Annotated in this window: 19 protein-coding genes and 1 pseudogene; 10 read left to right on the forward strand and 10 right to left on the reverse strand. The window is 67.4% G+C overall.

The features are described from left to right. Nucleotides 1-261: 261 nt before the first annotated feature. The 3 genes from H0B54_RS25660 (at nucleotide 262) to H0B54_RS30025 (ending at nucleotide 3093) form a co-directional block, all read left to right on the forward strand. Nucleotides 262-741 (forward strand): DUF4398 domain-containing protein, encoded by a 480-nt coding sequence (locus H0B54_RS25660; protein WP_188262680.1) that lies wholly within the window; start codon nucleotides 262-264, stop codon nucleotides 739-741. Next, nucleotides 741-1511, forward strand: a complete 771-nt coding sequence (locus H0B54_RS25665; protein ID WP_188262681.1) for an OmpA family protein — start codon at nucleotides 741-743, stop codon at nucleotides 1509-1511. The genes H0B54_RS25660 and H0B54_RS25665 overlap by 1 nt, the downstream gene beginning before the upstream one ends. Before the next feature lie 274 nt (nucleotides 1512-1785). Beyond that, entirely contained in the window at nucleotides 1786-3093 is a 1308-nt protein-coding gene (locus H0B54_RS30025; RefSeq protein ID WP_246472814.1) for a methyl-accepting chemotaxis protein, read from the forward strand. 21 nt (nucleotides 3094-3114) lie between these two features. Here H0B54_RS30025 and H0B54_RS25675 read toward each other — a convergent pair whose 3' ends face one another. Continuing rightward, nucleotides 3115-4698 (reverse strand): phospholipase D-like domain-containing protein, encoded by a 1584-nt coding sequence (locus H0B54_RS25675; RefSeq protein ID WP_188262682.1) that lies wholly within the window; start codon nucleotides 4696-4698, stop codon nucleotides 3115-3117. 313 nt (nucleotides 4699-5011) lie between these two features. On the opposite strand from H0B54_RS25675, the gene H0B54_RS25680 reads away from it, so the two are divergent. Next, complete coding sequence (locus H0B54_RS25680) at nucleotides 5012-5431, forward strand: hypothetical protein (protein ID WP_094307080.1); 420 nt, start codon at nucleotides 5012-5014, stop codon at nucleotides 5429-5431. A 58-nt stretch (nucleotides 5432-5489) separates the two neighbouring features. Here the strand turns inward: H0B54_RS25680 and H0B54_RS30450 are convergent, their stop codons facing one another. The 4 genes from H0B54_RS30450 to H0B54_RS25700 form a co-directional block, all read right to left on the reverse strand. Beyond that, a complete protein-coding gene (locus H0B54_RS30450; RefSeq protein ID WP_188262683.1) occupies nucleotides 5490-7832 on the reverse strand; it encodes an ATP-binding protein in 2343 nt (780 codons plus the stop codon). 107 nt (nucleotides 7833-7939) lie between these two features. Continuing rightward, nucleotides 7940-8653 (reverse strand): gamma-glutamyl-gamma-aminobutyrate hydrolase family protein, encoded by a 714-nt coding sequence (locus H0B54_RS25690; RefSeq protein ID WP_188262684.1) that lies wholly within the window; start codon nucleotides 8651-8653, stop codon nucleotides 7940-7942. Nucleotides 8654-8663: 10 nt separating this feature from the next. Further along, nucleotides 8664-9665, reverse strand: coding sequence for an amidoligase family protein (locus H0B54_RS25695; RefSeq protein ID WP_188262685.1), 1002 nt, complete (start codon nucleotides 9663-9665; stop codon nucleotides 8664-8666). Nucleotides 9666-9738: 73 nt separating this feature from the next. Next, complete coding sequence (locus H0B54_RS25700; RefSeq protein WP_188262686.1) at nucleotides 9739-11415, reverse strand: ATP-binding protein; 1677 nt, start codon at nucleotides 11413-11415, stop codon at nucleotides 9739-9741. A 553-nt stretch (nucleotides 11416-11968) separates the two neighbouring features. Between H0B54_RS25700 and H0B54_RS25705 the strand changes: the two genes are divergently transcribed. Next, a complete protein-coding gene (locus H0B54_RS25705) occupies nucleotides 11969-14926 on the forward strand; it encodes a PAS domain-containing protein (RefSeq protein ID WP_188262687.1) in 2958 nt (985 codons plus the stop codon). A gap of 21 nt (nucleotides 14927-14947) precedes the next feature. Here H0B54_RS25705 and H0B54_RS25710 read toward each other — a convergent pair whose 3' ends face one another. After that, nucleotides 14948-15169: a hypothetical protein gene (locus H0B54_RS25710; protein WP_137103943.1), complete on the reverse strand. Its 222-nt coding sequence runs from the start codon at nucleotides 15167-15169 to the stop codon at nucleotides 14948-14950. A gap of 289 nt (nucleotides 15170-15458) precedes the next feature. On the opposite strand from H0B54_RS25710, the gene H0B54_RS25715 reads away from it, so the two are divergent. The 3 genes from H0B54_RS25715 (at nucleotide 15459) to H0B54_RS25725 (ending at nucleotide 18184) form a co-directional block, all read left to right on the forward strand. Beyond that, nucleotides 15459-16409, forward strand: coding sequence for an ABC transporter substrate-binding protein (locus tag H0B54_RS25715; protein ID WP_137139760.1), 951 nt, complete (start codon nucleotides 15459-15461; stop codon nucleotides 16407-16409). A 188-nt stretch (nucleotides 16410-16597) separates the two neighbouring features. Next, nucleotides 16598-17386 (forward strand): ABC transporter permease, encoded by a 789-nt coding sequence (locus H0B54_RS25720; protein WP_188262688.1) that lies wholly within the window; start codon nucleotides 16598-16600, stop codon nucleotides 17384-17386. Between the two features lie 9 nt (nucleotides 17387-17395). Next, a complete protein-coding gene (locus tag H0B54_RS25725; RefSeq protein ID WP_188262689.1) occupies nucleotides 17396-18184 on the forward strand; it encodes an ABC transporter ATP-binding protein in 789 nt (262 codons plus the stop codon). 77 nt (nucleotides 18185-18261) lie between these two features. On the opposite strand, the gene H0B54_RS25730 is transcribed toward H0B54_RS25725, so the two are convergent. After that, nucleotides 18262-18654 (reverse strand): hypothetical protein, encoded by a 393-nt coding sequence (locus H0B54_RS25730; RefSeq protein WP_188262690.1) that lies wholly within the window; start codon nucleotides 18652-18654, stop codon nucleotides 18262-18264. Nucleotides 18655-19059: 405 nt separating this feature from the next. Between H0B54_RS25730 and H0B54_RS25735 the strand changes: the two genes are divergently transcribed. Further along, on the forward strand, nucleotides 19060-19287 hold the full coding sequence (locus H0B54_RS25735; RefSeq protein WP_094307091.1) for a YMGG-like glycine zipper-containing protein: 228 nt from the start codon (nucleotides 19060-19062) through the stop codon (nucleotides 19285-19287). A 512-nt stretch (nucleotides 19288-19799) separates the two neighbouring features. Next, nucleotides 19800-20263, forward strand: a pseudogene (locus H0B54_RS30035) (transposase); the annotation flags it as partial. Nucleotides 20264-20299: 36 nt separating this feature from the next. On the opposite strand, the gene H0B54_RS25750 reads toward H0B54_RS30035, so the two are convergent. The 3 genes from H0B54_RS25750 to H0B54_RS25760 form a co-directional block, all read right to left on the reverse strand. Next, complete coding sequence (locus H0B54_RS25750; RefSeq protein WP_188262692.1) at nucleotides 20300-21007, reverse strand: hypothetical protein; 708 nt, start codon at nucleotides 21005-21007, stop codon at nucleotides 20300-20302. A 410-nt stretch (nucleotides 21008-21417) separates the two neighbouring features. After that, complete coding sequence (locus H0B54_RS25755; RefSeq protein ID WP_188262693.1) at nucleotides 21418-23847, reverse strand: ParB N-terminal domain-containing protein; 2430 nt, start codon at nucleotides 23845-23847, stop codon at nucleotides 21418-21420. Nucleotides 23848-23850: 3 nt separating this feature from the next. Further along, entirely contained in the window at nucleotides 23851-24525 is a 675-nt protein-coding gene (locus H0B54_RS25760) for a hypothetical protein (protein ID WP_211109554.1), read from the reverse strand. Between the last annotated feature and the right edge of the window lie 56 nt (nucleotides 24526-24581).

The following is a 24581-nucleotide window of genomic DNA, read 5'->3' on the forward strand; positions in this document are numbered from 1 at the left end:
GCACCGTCTCCAACCTCTCCGCCGGCATCGGCAACAAGGCCCAGCAGCAGGTCATCGGCATCCAGAAGTAACCCCCTCCCCTTTCCCCCTCCCATCCAGGCAGACCTTGCGGCCGGGGCACTCCCCCGGCCGTCTTTCTGCGCGCAAGCGGGGCGTTTCCCGGAGCGGATGTGCCGGCAAGGAACCTTCCACCCGGCGGCGCGTTGGAGCGGCGAACACTCTCCCGCGGCCAAACACCGCGGTCATTCGGGAAGCCGCAGCATGAACCGCAACAGCATTTCGACTTTGGGATGGCGCGCAGCGGCCATCCTGTCGGCATCGCTCGGGCTGGCCGCCTGCGCCGGCAGCGTGCCGCCGCCGACCGCCCAGCTCGGCGCGTCGGCGCAGGCCATCCAGCAGGCCGAACGGGCCGGCGCCCTTGAGCACGCCCCCGCGGAGTTCCAGTCCGCCCGCGAGAAGCTGGCCGCCGCCGACGCCGCCATGCGCGAGGACGAACGGACCCAAGCCCGCCGTCTGGCCGAACAGGCGCAGGCCGACGCCGAACTCGCCACCGTGCGCTCGCAGCGCGCGACGGCGCAGCAGGCCGCCAGCGCGGTCCGCACGCTCGCCAACCCCAACGCCGGCATGCCGGGCGCCGCGGGCCGGGCGCCCGCCGCGTCCGCCGCCGCTCCCCTGGCCCCGTCGGCCATGAGCGGAACCTCGACCTGGAGCGCCCCGCGCACGCTGGAGGGCACGCCGTGATGCACAGCACAAACAAGAAGACCCGCAAGATGGGGAAAAGTCTGGCCCTGGCGTCGCTCGGCGTCGTCGCCCTGTCGCTCGGCGCCTGCGCAACCCAGGACGACACCCCGGCCCTGGCCCAGGCGCGCCAGTCCTATTCCAGCGCCGCCGCCAACCCCCAGCTGGCCAGCAACGCCACGCTGGAGCTGCGCCGCGCCGAAGAGGCGCTGCAGCGCGGCGAGCGGGCGCGCAGCGACGGCAACACGGCGGAGATGGACCATCAGGCCTATCTCGCCAACCGGCAGCTCCAGATCGCCCAGGACGTGGCGGCGATGAAGGGCGCGCAGCAGGTCGTCGCCAACGCCGAGACCTACCGCCTCCAGGACCAGATCCGCGCCCTCCAGGCGGAACGGACGGAGCGCGGGCTGGTGATGTCGCTGGGCGACGTGCTGTTCGCCACCGGCAGCGCCCGGCTGACCTCCGGCGCCGACGCGCGTCTGGGGGAACTCGCCAACTTCCTCCAGCGCAATCCGGAACGCACCGTGCGGATCGAGGGCTACACCGACACCACCGGTTCGTCGGCCACCAACCTGCGCCTGTCCGAGGAGCGGGCCATGGCGGTGCGCGACGCGCTGACCGCGCGCGGCGTCAACCCCAGCCGCATCGCCGCCCAGGGCCTGGGGTCGGCCCAGCCGGTCGCCTCCAACAGCACGGAGTCGGGACGCCAGCAGAACCGCCGCGTCGACATCGTGATTTCCGAACCGGGCTCGGTGGCGGAGACGCGCTCCTGACGGGCCATGCTGCCATTTGACGCAGATCGTGCGTGACCAAGAACGGGCGGGCCGGAAACGGCTCGCCCGCCTCGATTCCGGCCCGATTTCCCGCCGGTTTTTCCGCTCCAACTTGGCCGCCCCGCACCGCCATTGCGCCTGAACCGCAGCCCTCCGGAAAAATTGTCTCGAATGCTGAGCAAAATCAATGCTTCTTTACCTTTTATGGTGTGTGGTTTTACCATGCGCGAACACGATGGGCCTTGGCGTCCTTCTGATTGCGCGGGAATTCGGAATGACCACTGGACGGGGTGACGAGGGGGCGATGCTCAGCAAGGGATTCCTGAAGGCGCAGGCTTTGCTTCTCCTCATCATCGGCGTTCCGGTGATCGTGGTGGTGGTTCTCCTCAACCCGCTGTGGAACGCCACGCTGCACCGCTTCGGCGTGCCGGAGGGGCCGGCGGCGGCGCTCGGCATGATCGTCACCATCATGGTGGTGATGGTCGTCCAGTATTGGGTGCTGGAAACGCGGCGGACCATGGTCACCTCGCTGTTCAACTTCATCCCGCACGAGCATCTGACCTTCGACGGCGAAACGCTGACGACGGACGAGGCCAACCGCCTGTTCGTCACCCTGCACCGGGATTCGGAGGAGTGGCGCCGCCTGCTGCGCGACAACGGCATGGACGGCCCGCTGGACGAGTTCGGCAGCCTGTGCGCCGCCCGGCTGGCCTTCGCGCGCCGCCCCCAGGGCATCCCGCCGGAGGCGGAGCGCGCCATCGCCGAGGTGCCGCAGGCGGTCGAACTGGCCAAGGCCCGCGTCGGCGCGGCGCTCGATCAGGCGGAGCGGGAAGTGCAGGCCCTGCGCGCCCGCCTGTCCGACACGCAGGACGCGGTGGCCGCCCTGGTCGGCTTCATCCGCGACAGCGGGGTGCAGATCGCCGGCCGCCACGACGACGCCCAGCGCTGCGCCACGCAGAACCGCGCGCTTCTCGCCAGCCTCCAGGAGCATCTGGACCGCCGCCGGGCGGAGGCGACCTCCGACCTGACGCGGTTCGAGCAGATCGTGGCGGAATCCCGCGCGCTGGAGGATTCGGTCAACGCCATCACCCGCATCATGTCCGCCACCAACATGCTGGCGCTGAACGCCGCCATCGAGGCGACGCGGGCCGGGGAATACGGCCATGGCTTCCGCGTGGTGGCGAACGAGGTGCGCGATCTGGCCCGCCAGTCGAACGAGGCCATCCAGGTGATCCAGAAGGGCATCGACCGCATGCAGCAGGCGATCGCCCAGCAGATCGCCGGGCAGGACGCCCAGGCCAAGGTAGCCGCCGAGCACGCGCTGCTGTCCGATCTGGCCGACCGCCTGCAAAACCTCAGCGCCGGCCAGCAGGACGTCGCCGGGCACGAGCGGCGGCTGATGGGCGAGCTGGACCGGCTGGGCGATTCCCTGGCCGACACGCTGGCCGGTTTCGCCGGGGACCTGCGCGTTTCCGAGGGGCTGCGGCGGGAGCTGGACGCGATCAGCGGCGGGCTGGCCCGGCTGAACGGTCTGGAGGAGGATCTTCGCGGACTGTCCGGCATCCGGAAGCGCGCCGCCTGACCGACCTGTGCGGCGCGCTGCTCAGCGGTCGCCGCGCTCGGTCTCGACCATCGCCCGCGCGACGGCGTAGACCCCGGCGATCGCCCCGGCGGTGAACAGGGCCGCCCCCACCGCGCGGGTCAGGGAGCGGGCCGGCGCCGGGGCCGGGGGCATGCGCTTCCACACGGCCCAGGCTTCCTCCGGACGGTCGGGATCGGCGATGCGCAGGGCGGCGAAGGCCTGCTCGGTCAGGCCGGGGTCGGTGTCGGGCAGCGGCGCCAGGCGACGTCCGGACGGTTTGTTCAAACGGTCGATGGCGGCCACCAGACCGCCGGTGGCGCGGACGGCGGCGGTCATCTCCGACGGGTCCACGCCCATATGCTCGGCCAGCAGGCGGTTGCGCACCGCGCCGATGGCGTTGGCGGTGCTGCGGTCGCCCGGCGACGCCTCCACCGCCAGATCGCATTCCGTGTCGTAGCCCATGGAGCGGTTGTTCAGGTTGCTCGACCCGATGCGCAGCAGCCGGTCGTCCACCACCATCAGCTTGGAATGCACGACGATGCCGTTGCCGCCCTCGGTCAGCGGGGTCATGGCGCGCAGGCGCCCGTGGCGGTCGGCGGCGCGCAGCTCCTGAAGCACCACGCCGCGCGGCGTGTCCATGGCCATGCGGTCGAACCAGCTCGGGCTTTCCATGGGGACGACGACGACCACCTCCGGCCCGTCCGGCTCGCGCAGCCGCCGGGCCAGCGCCTCAGCCACACGGAAGGAGGCGAAATACTGGTTCTCCAGATAGATGCTGTGCCGTGCCTCGGCGATGGCGGCGAAGGTCAGCGCCTCGTTCTCGCGAACCGGACGGCCGACCAGACAGTCGGGAAGCGTGCGGGCGATGCCCACCGCCGCGTCGGTGATCAGCGGGTGCAGCCCCTCCGGCCAGGGGTCGGCGGCGCCCGCAAGAAAGCCCTCCGGCGGCGGGGGCGGCAGCGCCTGTCCCGTGGCGTGGCTCCAGCGCTCGCGCGCCATCAGCCCCAGCGCGCGGGCGGCGGGTCCGTCCACCGCCATCATCACGTCGTGGCGCGGCGCGTGAAGCTCCCCCGTCGGCCAGCGGCGGCGCGGGTCGTTGTCGCGGTGCTCCGGCGTGTCCCAGCGGTCTCCGGCCAGATCGATGCCGCCGCAGAAGGCCAGCGCGTCGTCGATCACCACCAGCTTCTGGTGCTGCGCCGCCCCCACCGGCAGGGCGTCGTCCAGCTCCAGCGTCAGCCGCGGCCCGGTGCGCCGGTTCAGCCGCTCCAGCGGCCCGTGCGGGTGCTCCAGCGAGATGGGAAAGGGCATGTCCCACTTCAGCGCGTGGATCTGCAGCGACGGACGGTGGCGGATCAGGCGGGCGAGGAAGTCGCCCAGCGTTTCCGGGTCGTCGGGGTCGAGGCGCATCCGCGGATCGATGTCCCAGCCGAGCAGGATCACCGACCGCCGCGCCCGCAGCAGGGCGGCCCGCACCGCCGCGAAGAAGGCGGCGCCGTCGACCAGCACGGCCACCCGGTCCGCCCGCTCGGTCCGCCAGCAGGTGGCGCCGGGACGCAGGATCGGCCGCGCCCCGGCAAGGTCCGCCGCATCCCGATGATCGCTCATTCCTGCCTCGATGTGCCGTAACGGTGCTTGCGTCAACTCTTTTGGCGGCGGCCTGTTCCGCTGGGCGCCCGGCTGCTCCGGAATCGCCCGGAGCCCGCATCTGGATGGGAGCGGATGGAGGGCCTGGACGGTGGGCGGACCGCCAAAAGATCGGAATGGGCCTCCGGTTTTGCCGCAACGATGCCCCGGGCGTCCTGTTGGGAGTGACGAATGGGGGATGGGCGCGCCGCAGGGCGCCGGACTGAATCCTCGCCCGAACCCCCGCCAGGTGGCGCCCGGCCAAAGGGCGCCGTCACCAGATGGAGAGATGAGGATGCGTACCCTGTTGATCGCCGCCGCTTCGGCGCTCGCCCTGATGGCCGGCTCCGCCGTCGCCCAGTCGGGTGGCACCGCCGTGAGCCCGACCGTTCCCAGCACCACCACATCGCCGTCCACCGGCCTGAGCACCTCCGGTCCGGGCTCCACGCCGGGCAGCGTCACCTCGCCGGGCACGTCCGGTTCGTCCGGCACCATGAACACCCCGGGGACCACCATGCCCGGTTCGTCGGGCAGCACCATGGGCAATGGCACCATCGGCAGCGGCTCGTCGGGGGGCACTTGGCAGGGCCAGACCACCGCGCCGTCGGGCCTGGGCAGCGCCACCAGCAGCAACCCGGCCCGCGACAACCAGACCGCGACCGGCACCCACTGCCCGCCGGGCACCCCGAACTGCGGCCCGGACGGCAGCAAGTAACGGCTTCAAGGTTTGCACCGAAGGGCGCGCCGGGACCTCCGGCGCGCCCTTTTCCGTTTCAGGCCACCGGCTCCGGCCTGATCGCAGCCGGTTCGCCGGAGTCCACCGCGGGAGGCGCCTCGGCGGGGAAGCGCAGGACGAAGCAGGTGCCTCCGCTCTTCTGGCCGCTCGTCTGGCCGCTCTCCTGGCCGTCTTCCCGGCTTTCCACCCGGATGCTGCCCCGCAGGCGGGTGGTCACGATGTTGTAGACGATGTGCAGGCCGAGCCCGCTTCCCCCCTCGCCGCGCCGCGTCGTGAAGAAGGGATCGAAGACGCGCCCCAAATGGGCGGCGGGAATGCCGCAGCCGTCGTCGCAGAAGCGCAGCTCGACCTCCTGCGGGTTGGGGCGGGTCACGGCGACGGTCAGCGTGCCGGCCCGCCCGTCCGGATAGGCGTGGACCACCGCGTTCATGGTCAGGTTGGTCAGGACCTGGAACAGCGCACCGGGATAGCTGTCCACCCACAGGCCCGCCGGGCATTCCACCACCACCCGGTGGGGGGTCTGCTTCAGCCGCGGGCGCAGGCTGGTCAGCACGTCGTCCAGATAGGCGGCCAGATCGACTCGGCGCCGTTCCTCGCTGGTCTGGTCCACGGCGGTCTGCTTGAAGCTCTGGATCAGTTCGGCGGCGCGGTTCAGGTTGGTCTCGATCAGCCGGCAGGCCTCCCCGGCGGTGGTCAGGTAACCGGTGAAGTCGGCGCGGCGCAGCGTGTTGGCCTCGACCCCGCGGACCACCTTGCGGGTCTGGTCGGCCAGATGGGTGATGCCGGTCAGGGCGATGCCCACCGGCGTGTTCACCTCGTGCGCCACCCCCGCCACCATCCCGCCGAGCGAAGCCATCTTCTCCGCCTGGATCAGGTGGGCCTGGGTGTCGCGCAGATCGGCCAGGGCGCTTTCGGCCCGCTGTTTGGCGGCCTCCGTCTCCTCCTCGGACCGTTTGCGCAGGGTGATGTCGTTGACGGCGATGAGAATGGCCGGCTCGTCCACGTCGCGGATCTCCACCGCGGAAATCATCGCCCAGAAGGGCCGCCCCCCGGCGGTGCGCATCTCCATTTCCAGGTCGCTCGCCGCCCCCTGCTCGGCCACCAGACGGGACAGCCGGGCGGCGTCGGACGTGTGGATGAAGAAACACGCGTTGCGCGTCAGCGTCAGCCGCGGCCCCTCGGTCCCGAACAGCGCCTCGGCCTGCGGGTTGGCGAACAGGACGGAATCGTCCGACCGCCGCGCGATCACGATGGGAAAGGGGGAGGCCGCCAGGATGGCGCGCATCCGCTCCTCCCCCGCCTTCAGCGCCTCGGCGTAGGCGTGGGTTTCCACCAGCGCCGTGCCGAAGCGCTCCACGCTGGTGGAGATGGCCTGAAGCTCCGCGAACAGGGCGGGCGGCAGCCGGACGGTCCGGCGTTCCTGCTGCACCATGGCCAGCGCCTGCGACGCGCGGCGGATTGGGCGGACCACGTGGACGCGCAGCAGCACGTAGAGCACCGTCTGCACCGCCGAGGCGATGCCCAGCCCGACCAGCACGATCCACAGGCCGCTGCGCGCCTGATCGGTCAAGGTCTCGGCGATGCGCCGCGTGTTGGTCGCGGCGGCGTCGGTCAGGCTGCCGCTGAGGTCGTTCAGCACGCCGTGGGCGATCTCCGTCTCCAGCCCCATCAACCCCGCTTCGGACAGGATGGTCCGGCGCAGCGTGAACAGGTCTCCCAACCCGTCCAGGTCGCGCGCGGCGCGGGCCAGCGGCGCCCGCTCTCCCGGCTCCAGCGGGATCAGCGCGTTCACCACCTCGGCGGCGTGCTGGTGGAAGCGGGCGACCTCAACGGAGAGTTGTTCCGTGTCCGTCGCGATCAGGCCCGCGCTCAGCGCCTCCAGCGCACGGTGGTAAGGCTCCTGCACCACCAGGGGAGCGCCGGAGCGCAGCAGACCGAGGAACGCCTCATCCCCCTTGCGCTGCAGGGCGACGGCCTGGGCCGCCAGGGCATCGATGGCGTCGGCCCGCTCCGCGGTGCGGCGAACCGCCTGGATGGCCTGTTCGAGCCGTTGCAAAAGCGCTGGAGCCGCCGCGTCCGCCGCGAAGCGCTGCGACACGCCTTCTACCTCGGCCAGGGCACCGGCGCGCTCCTCCGGCGAGCGGGAGCGCAGGACGGCTTCGGCGAGCTGGCCCATGCGGGCGGCGAAGACGGCGTATTGGTGCTGGCGGGCGATCTGGGGAACGATGGCGCGGTCCGCCTCTTCCGCAAGGTCGAGCACCCGGACGAAGGCTCCGCCCACCCCGAAAGTCAGCCCGGCCATCAGAAACGCCGTGGCCAGCGCGGTGAGCATCGTCACCGTGTGCAGCCGAAGCCGCCGGCCCGCCCGTCTGTCCGTCACGCGCTCGCCCCTCCGCCGTTGCGGCGGCCCGATCGTTAGGCCCGATCGTTAGGATAACCGGTTCCACGCGCGAGGGAAATGGTGGCACAACGAACGGTTAAGAGGCACTACAGAGCGGTGGCGTCCTCCAGGCTGGCGGTTCCGGCGGCGGTGGCGGCCAGCATGCGGAACAGCGCCTGCTGGCGCTGGTCGGCGACCAGATATTCAGGATGCCACTGCACCCCGATCAGGAAGGGATGGTGGACCGCCTCGATCCCCTGGACGATCCCCACAGTTTCGCGCGCCACCACGCGCAGGCCGTCGCCCAGCCGGTCCACCGCCTGATGGTGCAGAGCGTTCACGCGGCATTCGGCGATGCCCAGGATGCGGTAGAGATGGCTGCGCGGGTCGATTCGGATGCGCTTGCGCGGCAGGACCGTGCGCAGGCGCGGCGCCTCCTCGTAGACCTCGTGGATGTCGGTGAGCAGCGAGCCGCCGCGGTGCACGTTGATCATCTGCGAGCCCCGGCAGATGCCCAGCACGGGAAGCCGCCGGGCCGCAGCGTCGTCCAGCGCGCACAGCTCCAGCCGGTCGCGCTCCGGGTCGATGCGCACCTTCGGGCGCGCGGTCTCGCCGTAGAGGGCGGCGTCGATGTCGTCGCCGCCGCCGACCACCAGCCCGTCCAGCCGCTCGATGGGAAAGGGGTCGCGCGCCGTGATGCGCACTGCCCGCGCCCCGGCGCGGCGCAACGCCAGACGGTTCGCCCACCAGGCGATGCGGCTGCCGTGCACCGACGCGGTGACTCCGATCAGGGGGCGTCCCCTTGCGATGAAGGCGGCCATGTCGCCCCCGTCAGACGGCGAGCCGCCGGCCCGCCTCGGCGGCCCAGCCGTCCAGCGCCTTGCGCGCGGCGAAGGCGCGGAAATCCACCCCCAGAGCGTCGAGCCGGTCGCGGTCCGCCGCCAGCTCCTCCACCGCCACCCACCGGTTCCAATCCTGGGCAAGGCTCCAGTCCGGATCGCCCAGCCGGGCGTTCGGCAGGCGGTAATGGAAGGTCGGGCGGGGCCGCACGTGCGGGTCGCTCAGCTTGGCCGCCATCGTCTCCGGGGCGAGATGGGCGAACAGCGGGAACAGGTCCAACTCGCGGTTGCGGGTCGGGTTGGCCTCCAGATAGTCACCGATCAGCCCGTCGAGGTCCGGGCGGTAGGCGGGATCGACGACCCTCACCGCGTAGTCCACCGGGAAGGCGGCGATGAAGCCGGTCAGGCGCCGGGTCGGGTCGACGCGGATCTCGCGGCGCAGCCAGGGGGCCAGCAGCAGGAAGGCCTTCAGATGGTCCAGCACATATTCCCCGTCGGTGCGCGCCACCTGCGGGTTCAGGTGCAGACCGAAGGCGAACAGCGGGCTGGCGTCCGTGCCGGCCGCACCCTGGTCGCTCAAGGCGGAAAACAGCGGCTCCAGCTCGGCCAGCCGGGCGATGGGGATGGGTGGGGCGGCGATCTCGAAGGGCATGACGAGGCTGCCGATGTTGCCCCACCAGGGCCGCAGCGCCTCCACCACACCGTCCACCACCTTTCCCAGCGGGCCGGCCTCGCTCTCCTCCGTCTTGCCGGCCTCCGCCTTGCCCGGATGTGCGGAACGCATGTCCAACTCCACCGAGAAGTCGCCCAACCGCGTGCCGGTCACCCGGCAGCGGTGCGGACTTTCCGGTTCCAGCGCGCCGCCGTAGAGGCTGCGCACCACCGCCGCCGCGGAGGGGGCGTCAAGGTTGGCGAATTCGACCTCCACGCCGACTGTGCGCGGGGCGCCGTCCGTCGTGGTGGAGTGGGGGGGCGTGCGGAATGGGGTGTTCATGGCGCCCGTTCAACACGGCGCCCGGCGTGGCGGTTCCCCGCCGCCTTCATCACCGCCTTGGCCATTGCCCGGTTCAGGCGGAACCTTCGCCCATCGACGCCCGCGGCAAATAGAGCGTCACGGTGGTTCCGGCCCCGACGGTGCTGGTCACCGTGACCGTTCCGCCCGACTGCCGGGCGAAGCCGAAGACCTGGCTGAGCCCCAGCCCGGTCCCCTTCCCCTCCGGCTTGGTGGTGAAGAAGGGTTCGAAGATGCGGCGCAGATGCTCCGGCGGGATGCCGGTTCCGGTGTCGCGGACGGCCAGCGCCACGAAATCGCCGGTCAGCCCGGTGTCGTCGCCCCGCCGGCCCAGCAGGCCGCGGTTTTCCGCCATGACGGTCAGCGTGCCGCCCTCCGGCATGGCGTCGCGCGCGTTCACCGCCAGATTGAGCAGCGCCACCTCCATGGCGTCCGGATCGGCAATGATGGGCCAGAGGTCGTCCGGAACGATCAGCGCGGTGTCGACCGCGCTGCCGGCGGAGCGCGCCAGCAGGGCCTCCAGCGACGCCTTGCGGTCCTGGAGATGGAAGGGCACCGGCTCGTAGACGCTGCGGCGGCCGAAGGCGGCCATCTGCCGCATCAACGCCTGCCCGCGCGCCACCGCACCTTCGATCTCGGGCAGCACGCGGGTGATGCGCGCCGGATCGTTGGCACGGCTGCGGATGACGGCGATGCCGCTCATCACGACGGTCAGCAGATTGGCGATGTCGTGGGCGACGCCGCCGGTCATTCGGCCCAGGGCCTCCAGCCGCAGGCTTTCCTCCCGTGCCGCCTCCTGACGGCGACGCAGCCGCAATTCGCGGGCGAAAAGCCACAGGAAGGCGCCGGCCATCAACAGGCTGGCCAACGCCCCCGCACCGGCCAGCCATACGGCGGTGGAGACCGGCGCCCGATAGGCGTCCTGCGGGATGGCGAAGTGAACCGACCAGCCGTAATCGGGCAGCGTGCGGAAGGCGACCACCGTCGGCGTGCCCTCCAGGCTCATCCCGTCATAGACGCCGCTGCCGGCGGCGCGGCGGGCGCGGAGCGCGTTTTCGCTGGCGTGGCGCCCGATCATGTCCGGGTCGCCACCGGCCCGTGCCACCACACGTCCTTCGGCGTCGATGACGGCGGCGATCCAGCCCGGCGGCAGGTTGTTGCCGAACAGCAGGCTTTGGAATCCCTCCGGCATCACCACCGCCGACAGGACGGCGACCGGCGCCCCGTTGCGCGTCACCGGAACGCGGATGGGAAAGGCGTGGCTGCCGCGCGGGCCGCGCAGGATCGTGCCGACCGCCGGCTTGCCCGTCTCCACCACACGCCGGTGGCTGTCCATGTCCACGACCCTGCCCCTCGTCCCCCCCACCAGGAAAGGGGCGTCGACCAGCCGGTTCCCCTCGACGTCGCTGAGGACGATGGTCGACCACAGGGGAAGCGCGCCCTGCACCCGCTCGGCGTATTCGAAGAAGGCCACGGCATCGACCTCACGGCCCGCGGCCAGACCGTCCAGCAGAGGCGACGCCGCCACCGCCTTCAGCGCGTCCATCTGCGCGGACAACTCGCGGTTCACCAGGGCCGACAGCCGGTCCACCAGGGCGACGGCGTTGGCCTCCATCGCGCTCTGCTGCCCCCGCAGCCAAGCGCCGCCGAGAACCGCCGACAGGACAACCAGCGGCAGCAGCGCGGCCAGCACAAGAAGAACCAGCGGACGATGATGGGACTTCGACGGCAAGCGGGTCTTCCGGAGCGGCGGGAGGCGCACTGTAGCACGGCCGTCCTCCGCTGGAAGCGGGTGATCCGGCCCGGGGGTGCCACGCTTCCCGCATTCATCATGGGTTGCGGAGCAGGATTCCATACACCCAGGATAGACCCTCACCAAAAGGTTGCAGAGCGTTATTTTTCGGAAGCCTCGCAGGGGTCCCCGCGTGGGTGCGTCCAATCGGGCATCCGCCCCTCTTCGAGACCAACGGCCCGAAGGGCGCTTCTCCTGAGGGCACCCGGTATCGACCTGAACCCATTCGCTTATCGAAGGGGCAGGTGATTAACTCTTCCGATAACAGAAAATCAAAAAATTTTAGGAGAAATGCAAAAGTAAATCTTCAGCAACCCCATCCCAACTACCCCTTTATTGCCAGGAAAATTCCGGTAAGTTTCCGGTCTGAAAGAAAATAAACACGGCTCATTAACTGCGGTTTAACCATGCAAAGGTTATCCGGAACACAGGCGAAACGATAGCGGACTTTCGGTTCCGGCTGCTTTCCCGCCCGATGGGAGCCTGTGACACGATGACCTTGCTGGCGCGACTTTTCCTGCTGGTGCTTCTGGCCGTCCTGCCGGCCCTTGGGATCCAGGCCTACAGCGTGTTCCAGTTCCGTGCGGAACGCGCCGAGGAAGTCGCGGCCCAGGCCGAGCGGCTGCTGCATCTGGTCGAAGGGGAGCAGGCGCGGATCGTCGACGGCGCGCGGCTGATGGTCACCTCCATCGCGGAATCGGCCACCCTGCGGTCCGGCGACTACGCCCAGTGCCAGGCCCATCTGATCCGGCTGGCTCAACGCGCCCCCGAATACCGCACCCTGTCCGTCCTGGACCGCGACGGCGCCGTTCTGTGCAGCGCCGTTCCCGACAGCGCCCCCGCCGCCGCCGACCTTCCCTACGTCCGCCGCGCGCTGGCGGAGGGCCGCTTCGTCGTCGGCGAATGGACGAGCCCCGGCCCGGCGGCGGAGCCCGGCACCGCCATGCTGCCCTTCGCCGTTCCCTTCCGCAACGAGGCCGGCACGGTCGCCGGGGTGGTGACGCTCGGCCTCGACCTGCCCTGGCTGGCCACCAACTTCGCCGCCCGGCCGCTTCCCGAGAACGCCAGCCTGCTGGTCACCGACCGCAACGGCACCATCCTGGTCAAGCTGCCCAACGGCATCGTCCAGCGCGGCGAGCGCGTGCCGCGGCCCTATCTGGACCTGCTGGGCGAAAAGCGCGGCGGAGTCACCACCCTGCCGGGGATGGACGGGGTGGCGCGGGTGCTGGCCTATTCACCGTCCCGCCAAGGCACGCGCGACCTGTTCATCAGCGTCGGGCTCGACCACACCGCCGTGGCCGGCACCATCGACCGCGCCACCCGCCAGGGCCTGTTGATGACGCTGACCGGGCTGCTGGTCGCCATCCTCGCCGCCTGGATCGGCGGCACCCTGTTCATCCGTCGCCCGGTCGAGGCGCTGATCCGCGCCACCCAGGGGTGGAGCGCCGGCAATTCCAGCGCCCGCGCCGGTCTGGTCGACCGCAAGTCGGAAATCGGCCAGCTCGGCCGCGCCTTCGACGCCATGGCCGAGACGCTGGAGGCCCGCGAGCGCGCGCTCCGCGGTTCGGAGGAGCATCTGCGCGCCGTGCTGGACGCCCTGCCGACCTTCGTCGGCGTGCTGAGCCCGGCGGGCGACGTGCTCCAGGTCAACCAGACCGCCGTCCAGGCCGCCGGCCTGCCGGTGGAGCAGATCGTTGGCCGCCCCTTCCACGAGGCCTGCCGGCGCGCCTTCGCCGGCGCCGCGGGCGATCGCCTGCGCGTGGCGGTGGAGCGCGCGGCCCACGGCGACTCCGCCCGCTTCGACGCCCCGGTGCGCATCGCCGGGGACCGTGCGGCGATCATGGAGGTCCGGGTCACCCCGATGCGCGGCAGCGACGGGCGGATCACCCACCTGATCGTCTCGGGCATCGACATCACCGAGCGCAAGACCACCGAGGAGGCGCTGCGCGTCGCCAACGAGCGCTTCCGCACGGCGCTGCGCAACTCCGGCGTCGTGGTGTTCAACCAGGATTGCGCCCTGCGCTACACCTGGATGCACAACCCGGCGCTCGGCTACACGGCGGAGCGCGTCGTCGGGAAGACCGATTTCGAGGTGTTCGAGGACGCCGCCGACGCCGAGGCACTGACCGCCGCCAAGCGCCGCGCGCTGGAGACCGGCGAGGGCGTGCGCGAGGAGGTCCGCATCCGCCACGCCGGGAAGGACCACTTCTACGACATGACCATCGACCCGCTGCGCGGCCCGGACGGCGCGCTGGCCGGCATCACCTGCGCCGCCGTGGATGTGACCGGCCGCAAGCAGGCGGAGGCCGACCTGCGCCGCGCGCGGGAGGAGGCGGAGCACGCCGCCGCCGGCAAGTCCAAGTTTCTGGCCGTCGCCAGCCACGACCTGCGCCAGCCCGTGCAGTCGCTCTACCTCTTCGCCGCCGCGCTGGGCGACCGGCTGCAGGACCACCCCAGCCTGCCGCTGCTCGACAACATGCGCCAGGCGCTGGACACGCTGAAGGGTCTGCTGGACGGTCTGCTCGACATGTCGCGGCTGGAGTCCGGCAAGATCGCCGCCAACCCGGCGGAGGTCCGGCTGGGCCAGGTGCTGGGCCGGCTGGTCGCCGAATACGCGCCGCGCGCCGCCCAGAAGGGGCTGGAGCTGCGCGCCGTTCCGACGCGGGCCTGGGTGCGCACCGACCCGTCGCATCTGGAGCGCATCCTGCGCAACCTGATCGAGAACGCGCTGCGCTACACCCGCCACGGCCGCATCCTGATCGGCTGCCGCCGCAGCGGCCCCGACCGGCTGCGCGTCGAGGTGTGGGACAGCGGCGTCGGCATCCCCGCGAACCGGCTGGAAGACATCTTCGAGGAGTTCACCCAGATCCAGGGCAGCGGCGACCGCGGGCTGGGCCTCGGCCTCGCCATCGTCAAGCGCCTGTCGAAGCTGCTCGACCACCGCGTGCGCGTGCGCTCGAAGGAGGGGATCGGCTCCGTCTTCTCGGTGGAGATGCCGCGCGTCGTCGTGGAGAAGCCCCGCGCCGCCGTCCCCCCGCCCGCCATGGACCTCTTCCGGCAGGCCGCCAACGACTGCGTGACCAAGGGCATGGTGCTGGTCATCGACGACGAGGCGATCATCCTGCTCGGCCTGAAGGCGATGCTGGAGGGCTGGGGCTACAGCGTGCTGACCGCGCGCTCGGGCGACCAAGCGCTGGAACGGCTGCGTGCCGACGGGCGCCGCCCGCAGATCGTGCTGGCCGACTATCAGCTCCAGCAGGGGCGGACCGGGCCGGAAGCCCTGGCCGCGGTGCAGGGTCTGGTCGGCAAGGACGTGCCGGGCATCATCCTGACCGGCGACACCGCCCCGGAACGGCTGGACGAGGCCCGCCGCAACGGCTTCAGCATCCTGCACAAGCCGGTCTTCCCCAACGACCTGCGGAAGATGATGGCCAGCGCCGGGGCGGCGTAAACGACGGCAGGGCGTGCAGAGTCAGCGCCGCCGGACGATCCTCCGCCACAGCGGCACCGGGCGCTCCTCGGCGGCCTTCTCGGCCAGCCACTGGTCGGCCAGCTCGCGCACCTGCCAGCCGCCCAGGTAGCGGTCGCAGTCGATGGCGCTGTACAGCCGAACCTTGTCCCGGCCGAGTCGTTCGAAATAGTCCAGCGTGCGCTGGCGGTCCGTCGCGTTCATCGGCGGGTTCATCGGGTCCATGGAGCGCATCCTGTCCGGCCTCCCCTCTGTGGTGCCCAAAAGAACGGCATACACCCGTCGCGGTTTGTTCAGTTGGTATATGGATTGGGCACGCAAGCATCCCAATAAGCCTTTGGTTGCAAGAGCTTCCCTCCGGCCCTTCCAACGAAGGTCAGGCTTGCGCGACCGCGACCGCCCATCCCTTCCCACCCGCCCCGCGGGCGTGCACAATGCGGCACACGGATGCGTGGGCGGCGGGCCGCCGCCCGGCGCGATCAAAAGACACCTTCAGAACCGGGAGCGGGGGATCATGAGGAAGACGTCGTGGATGGCCGGAGCCCTGGCGGCGGCCGTCGCCGGGCTGTGCGCGGTTTCGGCCTCGGCGCAGACCAAGGTGACCGTGGCGATGAGCGGCTGGACCGGCTTCGCGCCGATCACGCTGGCCAAGGAAACCGGCATCTTCAAGAAGAACGGCATCGAGGTCGAGATCAAGAAGATGCCGACCTCCAACCGCCACCAGGCGATGGCGGCCGGCGAGGTGCAGGCGATCACCACCACGGTGGACACGCACCTGCTCTACGCCTCCTCCGGCGTGGACGTGACGCAGGTGCTGGTGCTCGACAGCTCGCACGGCGGCGACGGCATCGTCGTGCGCGACGCGGTCAACAGCCTCGCCGACCTGAAGGGCAAGCAGGTGGCCGTGCAGTATGGCGGCGTGCCGCAGTTCTGGCTGGCCTATGTGCTGAAGAAGAACGGCCTGTCGATCGGCGAGGTGCAGACCGTCAACCTCCAGCCGTCCGACGCTGCCAACGCCTTCGTCGCCGGCCAGTTCGACGCCGCCGTGACCTACGAGCCGTACCTGTCCAAGGTGCGCGAGGCCAACGGCAAGATCATCGTCACGTCGGACCAGACGCCGGGCGTCATCATCGACACGCTGGCCTTCCAGCCCGACTACATCCAGAAGAACCCGAAGGTCGTGAAGGCCTTCGTCGACAGCTGGTTCGAGGCGCTGGATGAGATCAAGAAGGACGAGAAGAAGGCCTTCGAGATCATGGCCCGCGACGTCAACCAGACGCCGGAACAGTTCGCCACCTCCGCCAAGACCGTGCTCTGGTACGACAAGGCCGGCAACGTCGAGTATCTGACCAAGACCATGCCGACCTTCATCAAGGAGGTCCAGGACGTGATGCTGGAGGCCAAGCTGATCCGCAAGGCCCCGCCGAGCCTGGACAGCATGACCGACACGTCCTTCGTGAAGTAAGTTCTTGCCCCCTCCCCAGCCCTCCCCCGCCTTCGGCAAGGGAGGGAGCCATTCCCTCCCCTGCGCCAGCTCTCACGCAAACCGAAGGTTTGCGCTGACGCGGCAGGCGGACCTCTGGTCCGCCGAGAGCGGGTGAGGGTCAGGGAGGGGGCACCGCCTTCCAAACCCGACAACGGTCCACCAATCCCATGTCCCCCCTCTTCACTCCGCTGAAGCCGGTCGCTCCGGCGCTGCGCACGGTGCTGGGCATCGCCTGTTTCGTGCTGTTCTTCCTGGGCTGGGGCATCGCCACCTACGGCGGCTTCGTGAAGCCGCTGTTCCTGGCCTCCCCCGGCGACACGCTGACGGCGGGCATCGCGCTGTTCCGGGAGTTCGGCTTCGCCGAGGACATCGCCGTCACGGTCTGGCGCGTCTTCGCCGGCTTCGCCATGGCCGCCGCCCTGGCGGTGCCGCTGGGCATCCTGATGGGAGCCTTCAAGCCGGTGGAGGCCTTCTTCGAGGCCTTTGTGTCCTTCGCCCGCTACCTGCCGGCCTCGGCCTTCATCCCGCTGCTGATCCTGTGGGCGGGCGTCGGCGAGTTGCAAAAGATCCTGGTCATCTTCATCGGCTCGGTCTTCCAGCTCGTCATCATGGTGACGGTCATCGTGTCGGGCATCCGCACCGATCTGGTGGAGGCCGCCTACACGCTGGGCGCCAAGCGCGACGGCGTGGTGCTGCGCGTCCTGTTGCCCGCCTCGGCCCCGCAGATCTTCGAGGCGCTGCGCCTCGTGCTCGGCTGGGCCTGGACCTACGTGATCGTGGCGGAACTGGTGGGCGCGTCGCGCGGCATCGGCCATATGATCATCGACGCCCAGCGCTTCCTCGACACCGGCCAGATGATCTTCGGCATCTTCATCATCGGCGTGATCGGCCTGATCACCGACCTGCTGTTCCGGGCGCTCAACGCCCGTCTCTTCCCGTGGGCCAAAGGACGATAAGCGCCGGCCATGAGCAAGCTGTCCATCCGCAACGTCGAGAAGATCTTCCCCGGCCGCAACAGCACGGCGCCCACCCGCGCGCTGGTGCCGACGAGCCTGGAGGTCGCCGACAACGACTTCATCACCATCCTGGGGCCGTCGGGCTGCGGCAAGTCCACGCTTCTGCGCATCGTCGCCGGGCTGGAGACGCCGAGCGCCGGCGAGGTGCTGCTGGAGGGCAAGGCGGTGTCCGGCCCCGGCCCCGACCGCGGCATGGTGTTCCAGTCCTACACGCTGTTCCCCTGGCTGACCGTGCGCGACAACGTCTGCTTCGGCCTGCGCGAGCGCGGCCTGCCGCGGGCGGAGCAGTTGGCGATCGCCGACCACTTCCTGGCCCAGGTCGGGCTGAAGGGCTTCGAGAACCACCATCCCGCCCAGCTCTCCGGCGGCATGCAGCAGCGCACGGCGCTGGCCCGCGCGCTGGCCAACGACCCGAAGATGCTGCTGCTGGACGAGCCCTTCGGCGCGCTGGACCACCAGACGCGCGAACTGATGCAGGAGCTGCTGCTGGGCATCTGGGAGGCCGACCGCAAGACGGTGATGTTCGTCACCCACGACATCGACGAGGCCATCTTCATGGCCAGCCGCGTGGTCGTGATGTCGGCCCGCCCCGGCCGCATCAAGTGCGACATCCCCATCGAGCTGCCGCACCCCCGTTCCTACAAGGTCAAGACCACTCCGGAATTCGCCGCCTACAAGGAGCGGCTGACCGAGGAGATCCGCGTCGAGACCATCAAGGCCGTGACCATGGAGCGCTGATGCCGCTCTGTTCCGGACCGGAACATGCGAAAGAGCGGCGCTTGCGGGCGCCGCTCTTTTGTTTTTTCACCGCGGGCTCAGAGCCGACGACCTGTGTTCATGACCAGATCGGACAGGGCGATGCCGGCACGCTCGGCGTCCGATGTGAGGGCGCGTGGGCAGTTCCAGTGCAGCCGTCCGTCGATTTCAAGCATCCGGCCATGGCGCTTCACCACCCACACGCCGGTGGTCGCCATGTGGATGACGCGGGCCAGCGGCTCCCCATTGAAAGCCGGGCGGGTCTGGGACGTGGATTGGCCGGCTCTCGGAACGGCAGGTGGAACCGCCGGGTGGCTTGCCGCGTCCGAGCGTTCGAAGGCCGGCGCGCAAGGATGGGCACTGACCGGCTGCAGCGGGTGCCGTTCGCGGCGATCGCTCGGGCGGCTCGCCGGGAGGACGGCGAAAGCCTGCGGCCTGGAAAGATGCAGCATTGTGGGCATCCTGGGACGTTTTCGATGAGCCTGCGTCCTGATACCGCGCAGGTCGTTATGACACTGAACGTTCCATGCAGCCTTGATCGTGTAAAGGGGAAACGCTCCCAAATCAGTGCAGCGTTTCGACGCGGCATAACGGTAAACAAAGAGTAACCAGAATTAAATTGTAATTTCTCGCTGTTGCCCAAGCGCAGTTCCTACCGGCTTTGCCGAAGGGCTCCGAATACCCATCTTGAGGAGCAAACCAGCTCCATTTGGGATGAATATGATCACTTTCTGCCCCGGAATAGTCACACGCAAAGGCGTGTTCGTTCCGTAAGCATGTGTCACAAGCGCAGGCTTGGCCGCAGCCCCTCCAGGCTGACGGCATTCAAGAATGCAGGGAAGAAAACGGGTAGGATCATGGTGAAGAAGCTGGCAGTAATCCTGGTTGGCGGCCTTGTTCTGACGGGTTGCTCGAACCTCAGCCACCGCGAACAGCGCACGCTCTCTGGCGGCGCCATCGGCGCCGCGGGCGGTGCCGCGGTCGGCGCCCTGACGGGGGGCAGCGCCGTGATGGGCGGCGTGATCGGTGGCGCGGCCGGCGCCGCGGTCGGTGCCCTGACCTCCAACAACGGCAAGCACCGGTAAGACCAGTGCTTTAAAACGGGATTGGGCCGCCGGACTGGTGTCCGCGGCCATCCCAAACGCCTCCGCACCCTGAACGTCCGGGTTTCAGCAGGCCAATGATTTTCAAGGAGATTTTGGAGCGGGTGAAGGGAATCGAACCCTCGTCGTAAGCTTGGGAAGCACCGCAACCTCAGAGAGAGCTTGGCCGTCGGTATAGAAACATTTGAAACCGCTTTTCTTTTAACAACGCCAACCTTCGCGAATTAGCCGCCTCGTGGGACAATGCGTCCCAAGATGTCCCAGCCAAAAAACACGTTTTGCGCGCAAATACGGTCCTCAGATTGCACGTCAACCGTCCTCGTTCGCAACGTCCACGGGAGGCGCGGTCGCGCGTGTCCCGAACCGCTCGGCGACGCCGCTGAGCGCACACATGGCATTGTGCACAGGACGGCACGGCCGCCCTGCGGTCCGGTTTCCGGCCATTCTGTCAGGCGGCAATGGCCCCCCAGCCGGAACGGATCCAGCGGGGCCGCCATGTCTACATTTGTCAGGGCAAGACGACGCTGTTCGCCGTACTCAACGTACCGGACAGCACCGTTCTCGGCCAATGCGCTGCCCGCCACCAGCATCAGGAGTACATCCAGTTCTTGAACGCCGTCGAGGCTGCAGTGCCGGTTGGCAAGGTGGTGCACGTGATCCTGGACAACCACGCCACCCATAAGCACCCAAAGGTCTTGGCTTGGCTGGAAAAGCACCTACGCTGGGTCTTCCACTTTACCCCGACCTCGACGTCCTGGCTGAACGCGGTGAGGGCTTCTTTGCCAAGCTGACGACCAAACGCCTGCGCCGCGACAGCTTCCGCGGCATCGTGGACCTGCAAGCCGCCATCCACCACTACATCGCCGAGCACAACAGGACAGCCAAGCGCTTCCTCTGCACCGCCGATCCCGACCGCATCATCGAGAACGGCAACAAAGCGAACGGGCGTCAGACTTGAGCCAATGGGGGAGGCGCGAGAGGTAGAGGGGATCGCTTACGGTGGCCCGATCTCGACGACGTTGGCCGCGCGGTCGCGGATGTAGACGCGCAGGCCGAGGTTGCGGAACGCACCGGGCATGAAACGGCGCATGAAGCGGGCGACCTGTTGCACCTTCGTGGCCTCGTGCAACCGGATGTCGATGCCCTTTTTCAGCGCCTTCCTCCGGCGCTCCTCGTGCTTGCGGCTGACTTCGTAGTAGCGGTTCCAGAAGAAGATATCGACCGCCGAGGAGGCGACCCAGCCGACCTCCTCCACGTAGCCCGCCACCCATCGCACCCCCATGTCGTTGCCGTCGGGTGGCGTCAGAAGGGCGCGGGCGGTCTTGGCGTTGCCGACGAGGCAGCAGCCGAAATAGATGCCCTTGAGGCCGCCGGTGCGGCTGGCGGTCGCTTCCTTCAGAAGCTTGCCGAGAGCCTTACGTGGGATGAAGTTGTCGTCGTTCCCGGCCGCGCCGCAGATACCTGTCTTATCGCCGTGGCTGGCGATGTAGACGTTCGCAATCTTCCGGTCGGCCGCCAACCGTCCCATGATCTCCCGTAGCGACGCGGTGTTGTTGAACATCTCGTAATGGTAGTTCACCGGACTGCCGGTCTGGATCTCGGCTAGGATGTCGAACATGCCCTTGACGGTGCAGTTGCCCGTCTTCCACCAGCGGCTTTCCACCACCGCAAGGTTCAGCGCATCCACGTCGCCCTCTTCCACCGTCGTTCCTCTGACGTTTTATCGCGCGGACTCGCCTGCTGCCACTCCATTGTGGATTGCGGACGCCGGCAGCATTCGCCTATCGGGCCACCTTGGCCTGCCGGCGCCGCATGTAGACCGCGTGCGCGTCGGTGGGACAGCGTCAGGTCTAGCGATGCCGTGCGCCGCGCGACCAATCCATTGCCGACACCCCGCTAATGGCGTGTGCCAGACGAACCTTTACGTATGTAGCTCGCCTGAATCGGCAAAGTACGCCGACTTCGATGAGCTACAAACGAGCCGCTTCGTCTGATTCGGGTCATTAATGGCGTGTGATAGGAATGACAAAGACGGCATGGTCAGCGTTTAAGAAAAACCAAACCCAAGTGCTTGTGGGCCAGCCAGGATGAAGGACACGCCACGCCTCCATTCTAAATGAATGGAGGCGTCGATTTTGGATCAATTCCGTTCCCGGCTCCGCTCGGATCGCCGGCATCACTCGCACCAGCATCAAAATCTTCACCTGCTTCTATATCATCCCGCTCTTCAAAGCCCGCGGTATCATCAGCAGGAACCAATCTCTTCAAGATTTGCTTACGAGACTCAACCCTACCCAGGCTTGCTTTTAGATGATTCCTGCAGATATCAAGGGTTACCGACATTTTCTCCAAAAGCGCTTCTTCTTCTATCGTCTTAATTTCGACATCAGACTTATTTTGAGATTTTGCCTGCATCTTTTTTAGCTCTACTTCTTGCTTGAAGTCGGCGGCGCCCTGCGCCGTCCGTACAGCAGCGTCAAAGTAACGCTGGCGCAATTCCTCCAAGTCGTCAAGGAGCTGGGGAAGAATAGCGCGATAACGAGCGGCTTGGCTCTGCCATTGCGGGTCCGCTAGTACCGCTTGGACAGTTCCGTTAGCTAACCGCGAATGCAAAATCTCGAAAATTACGTAACGGAAGAACTCCCATTGCTTCTCATTCAGCTCGCGCACGTTGGTGGCCGCGAGCAGGCCGCGGAATCCTGGTTCCGCCGCTTCAAACGCCTTGGCGCGCGACTCAATCACGTATCCTGTCAGCGTCTTATGCTTTGTGGCGGTTACAGCGAAGAAGGAGTTTACGCCCTCGACAAGGAGCTTGGAGGCAAATCTGGTGGCCTCCAGCCGCTCATCATATGTCCCTCCAGTGTCCGGCAGCATCAGCTCGACCAAGGAAAGCGCGGCCATTAGGTAACCGATCTGAAACGCCTGTGTGGAAACAGTGTCAAAAATTGCCTTTGCACGCCCCCGAACGAGCTTAATTTCTGCTTCTACTGTCGCTTTGTCGCGGTTGGCCGCAAAGCCGTTACGATCGATGTTAAACAGAAAAAAGGCGCGGTCCTTTCGTACCTGCTCTTCGCGGGCCTGCAGAGCTCGTGTGACAGCATCGCAATAGCTGATTTGGCTTACCAAGTGGGCTGGCAGGTCCATACCCTGCTCAAGCAGGTCCTTGGATCGTTCCTTCAGCCGGTCGGCGTGCTCTTCGAAGACGTGCTTCGTCCCGCTGCCCTCAAAGAGCAGCGTCCTACACTTGCTTTGGACGCTATCAGCCATAGCCGTGGGATCTTCCAAGGCTGTCTTGAGCTCCTGCATGGCTTCGTTATGCACCGCGAAGGGGCGGAGCTGGTCGAACATCGGCAGCATTATGATGTCGGTTAAGGCACCAATGCTCTCGACGACGGCGCGGACATCCGCTGGGGAATGGTTCTTAGCGGATCGGCGGCTCAAAGACTGGAGCTTGGTGCTGCCGCTCCCTTGCAGAACCTCAATTGGCCTTGCTGGGTTGCGCACCTTTCGGCCGTCGGTGACATCGTCAGGTTTGGTGATGTTGTAGCAGCCGGGTAGCCCAAAACCCGTAGCCGCGTGCATTTTGTGGATGGCCACCGCCGAGCAATACTCGAGCTGGCCGGACATCACTTGACTGCCGTTATCGGCCTCGGAGTCGCCAAAAGCAAATGAATAAATCCGAGCGGATTGGACGGATTCCACCGACCGATCTTTGAAGTGAGAAAGGGTCTGCCGCATCATAAAGGCAGCAAAATCTTCATCATCGAGCAAGAGCTCTCGGGACTTACTGACTTCCTTGGCCTGCTTGTTGACGACAGTGAATATTTCGCGACTGACCGTCGTGAGATCGATGCGGCCTTTCTCCAGCGCGGTGTTGCCATCGTGCAGATCTGGGAAGAACATGAGACAAACCGGCAGCTCGACATGTGCGACGGCTTCTGGCGTAACTTGGATGTGGCTGTAATAAGGGGCGAACGGGTCAGCTTCCCAATTCTTGTTAAGCTGGCGGTGAAGGGCCAGCACGGCCATCGCCCGGTGCTGACCGTCGACGATCACCATGGCGGTGCGCTGGGGGTTGTAGTTGATGACCCCAAGCGGGGTTACGGTGCCATTGATCTCGACCTGCTCGAAATCGAACAAATCGCCGAAGCTGATCCTCGCTCCATTTTGGGATGGCGCTGGATAATAGGGCGAGATTCCACTGCGATCGCTCCGCTTCGGCACCATGACGGCAAGAATCGGCGGAAAGAAACGGGCATTGTGACCGGTTTCACCAAGCAGATATGGAATCAGGTCATGTGCCACCCGGCTGTCGTCCAGGTCGCGCTGGATCAGCTCCTCGAACGAGAGCTCCTCGATTTTGAAGACCTCACGCCACGGCTTCATCTGAGAAGCCAGCTGGTTCTCCCATAATCCCTGTAGGCCCGGACGGATCTTCGTCAGGACGTATTGGGCGCGGATCTGGGACGAACCCGACCCGACGGAGAACTCCCCGTAGGTTCCAAAAAGCGGAAACTTTTGGACTGAGAAGTTGTACGACATAATTCACCGTCTTCCACAAATAGGGTCGGCCAGCAACTGCAAGAGGCGTTCGAGCGCCCTGCGGGTCTTAGACTCGTTGGTAGCTATGTTATCCGGCCCAATGCTCTCGGGCATCTGGTCGGTCTCAAGGATCGAAACCACAAGGTCCATCGGGGGAATACCTCGCACCCGGGCCTCCAAGGCGAACGAATGAGGAAGCTCCAGTGCGTCCATCACCTTTTGGACTGAGGCGTCGGGGTGAACGGACATGTAGCGGGTGACACTAGAATTGTCTTCCCAGAACTCGGTGAGCGAAACATAGTGTTGCTTGTAAACCCGATCGTTGAGATTCTTGGCTATACCGATGTAGATAGGGCGACAGAAGTGCACAAACTCTTGTGACTGGAAGAACCATTCCAAAAACGGCTCAGCTCGGTCGAATGCTTCTTTCATTGCATTGGGAACCGACTCTTCCTCGCTGCCGAAAACAATCTCACCCTGAGCGCTTCCAATCAGCTTCACCCCGTAACGGTGCGTCACCGTGGTGTTGACTTGGCTCTCCGACGAGAAGAATCGGCCCAACGTGCGAAGAATCGCCTCCCGATCCACCGACTTCGGGCGGTAATACCAGGCATACAGACCGGGCCGGGCTGGAATGCGTGTCAACCGTTGCCCGACATACTCCGTGTAGGTAGACATTCGATCACCGCACGATGATGGGGTGCCATTTTATGCAACTCTCCATGGCGGGTAAA

It is taken from the genome of Azospirillum tabaci, assembly GCF_014596085.1.
GTDB lineage: Bacteria > Pseudomonadota > Alphaproteobacteria > Azospirillales > Azospirillaceae > Azospirillum > Azospirillum tabaci.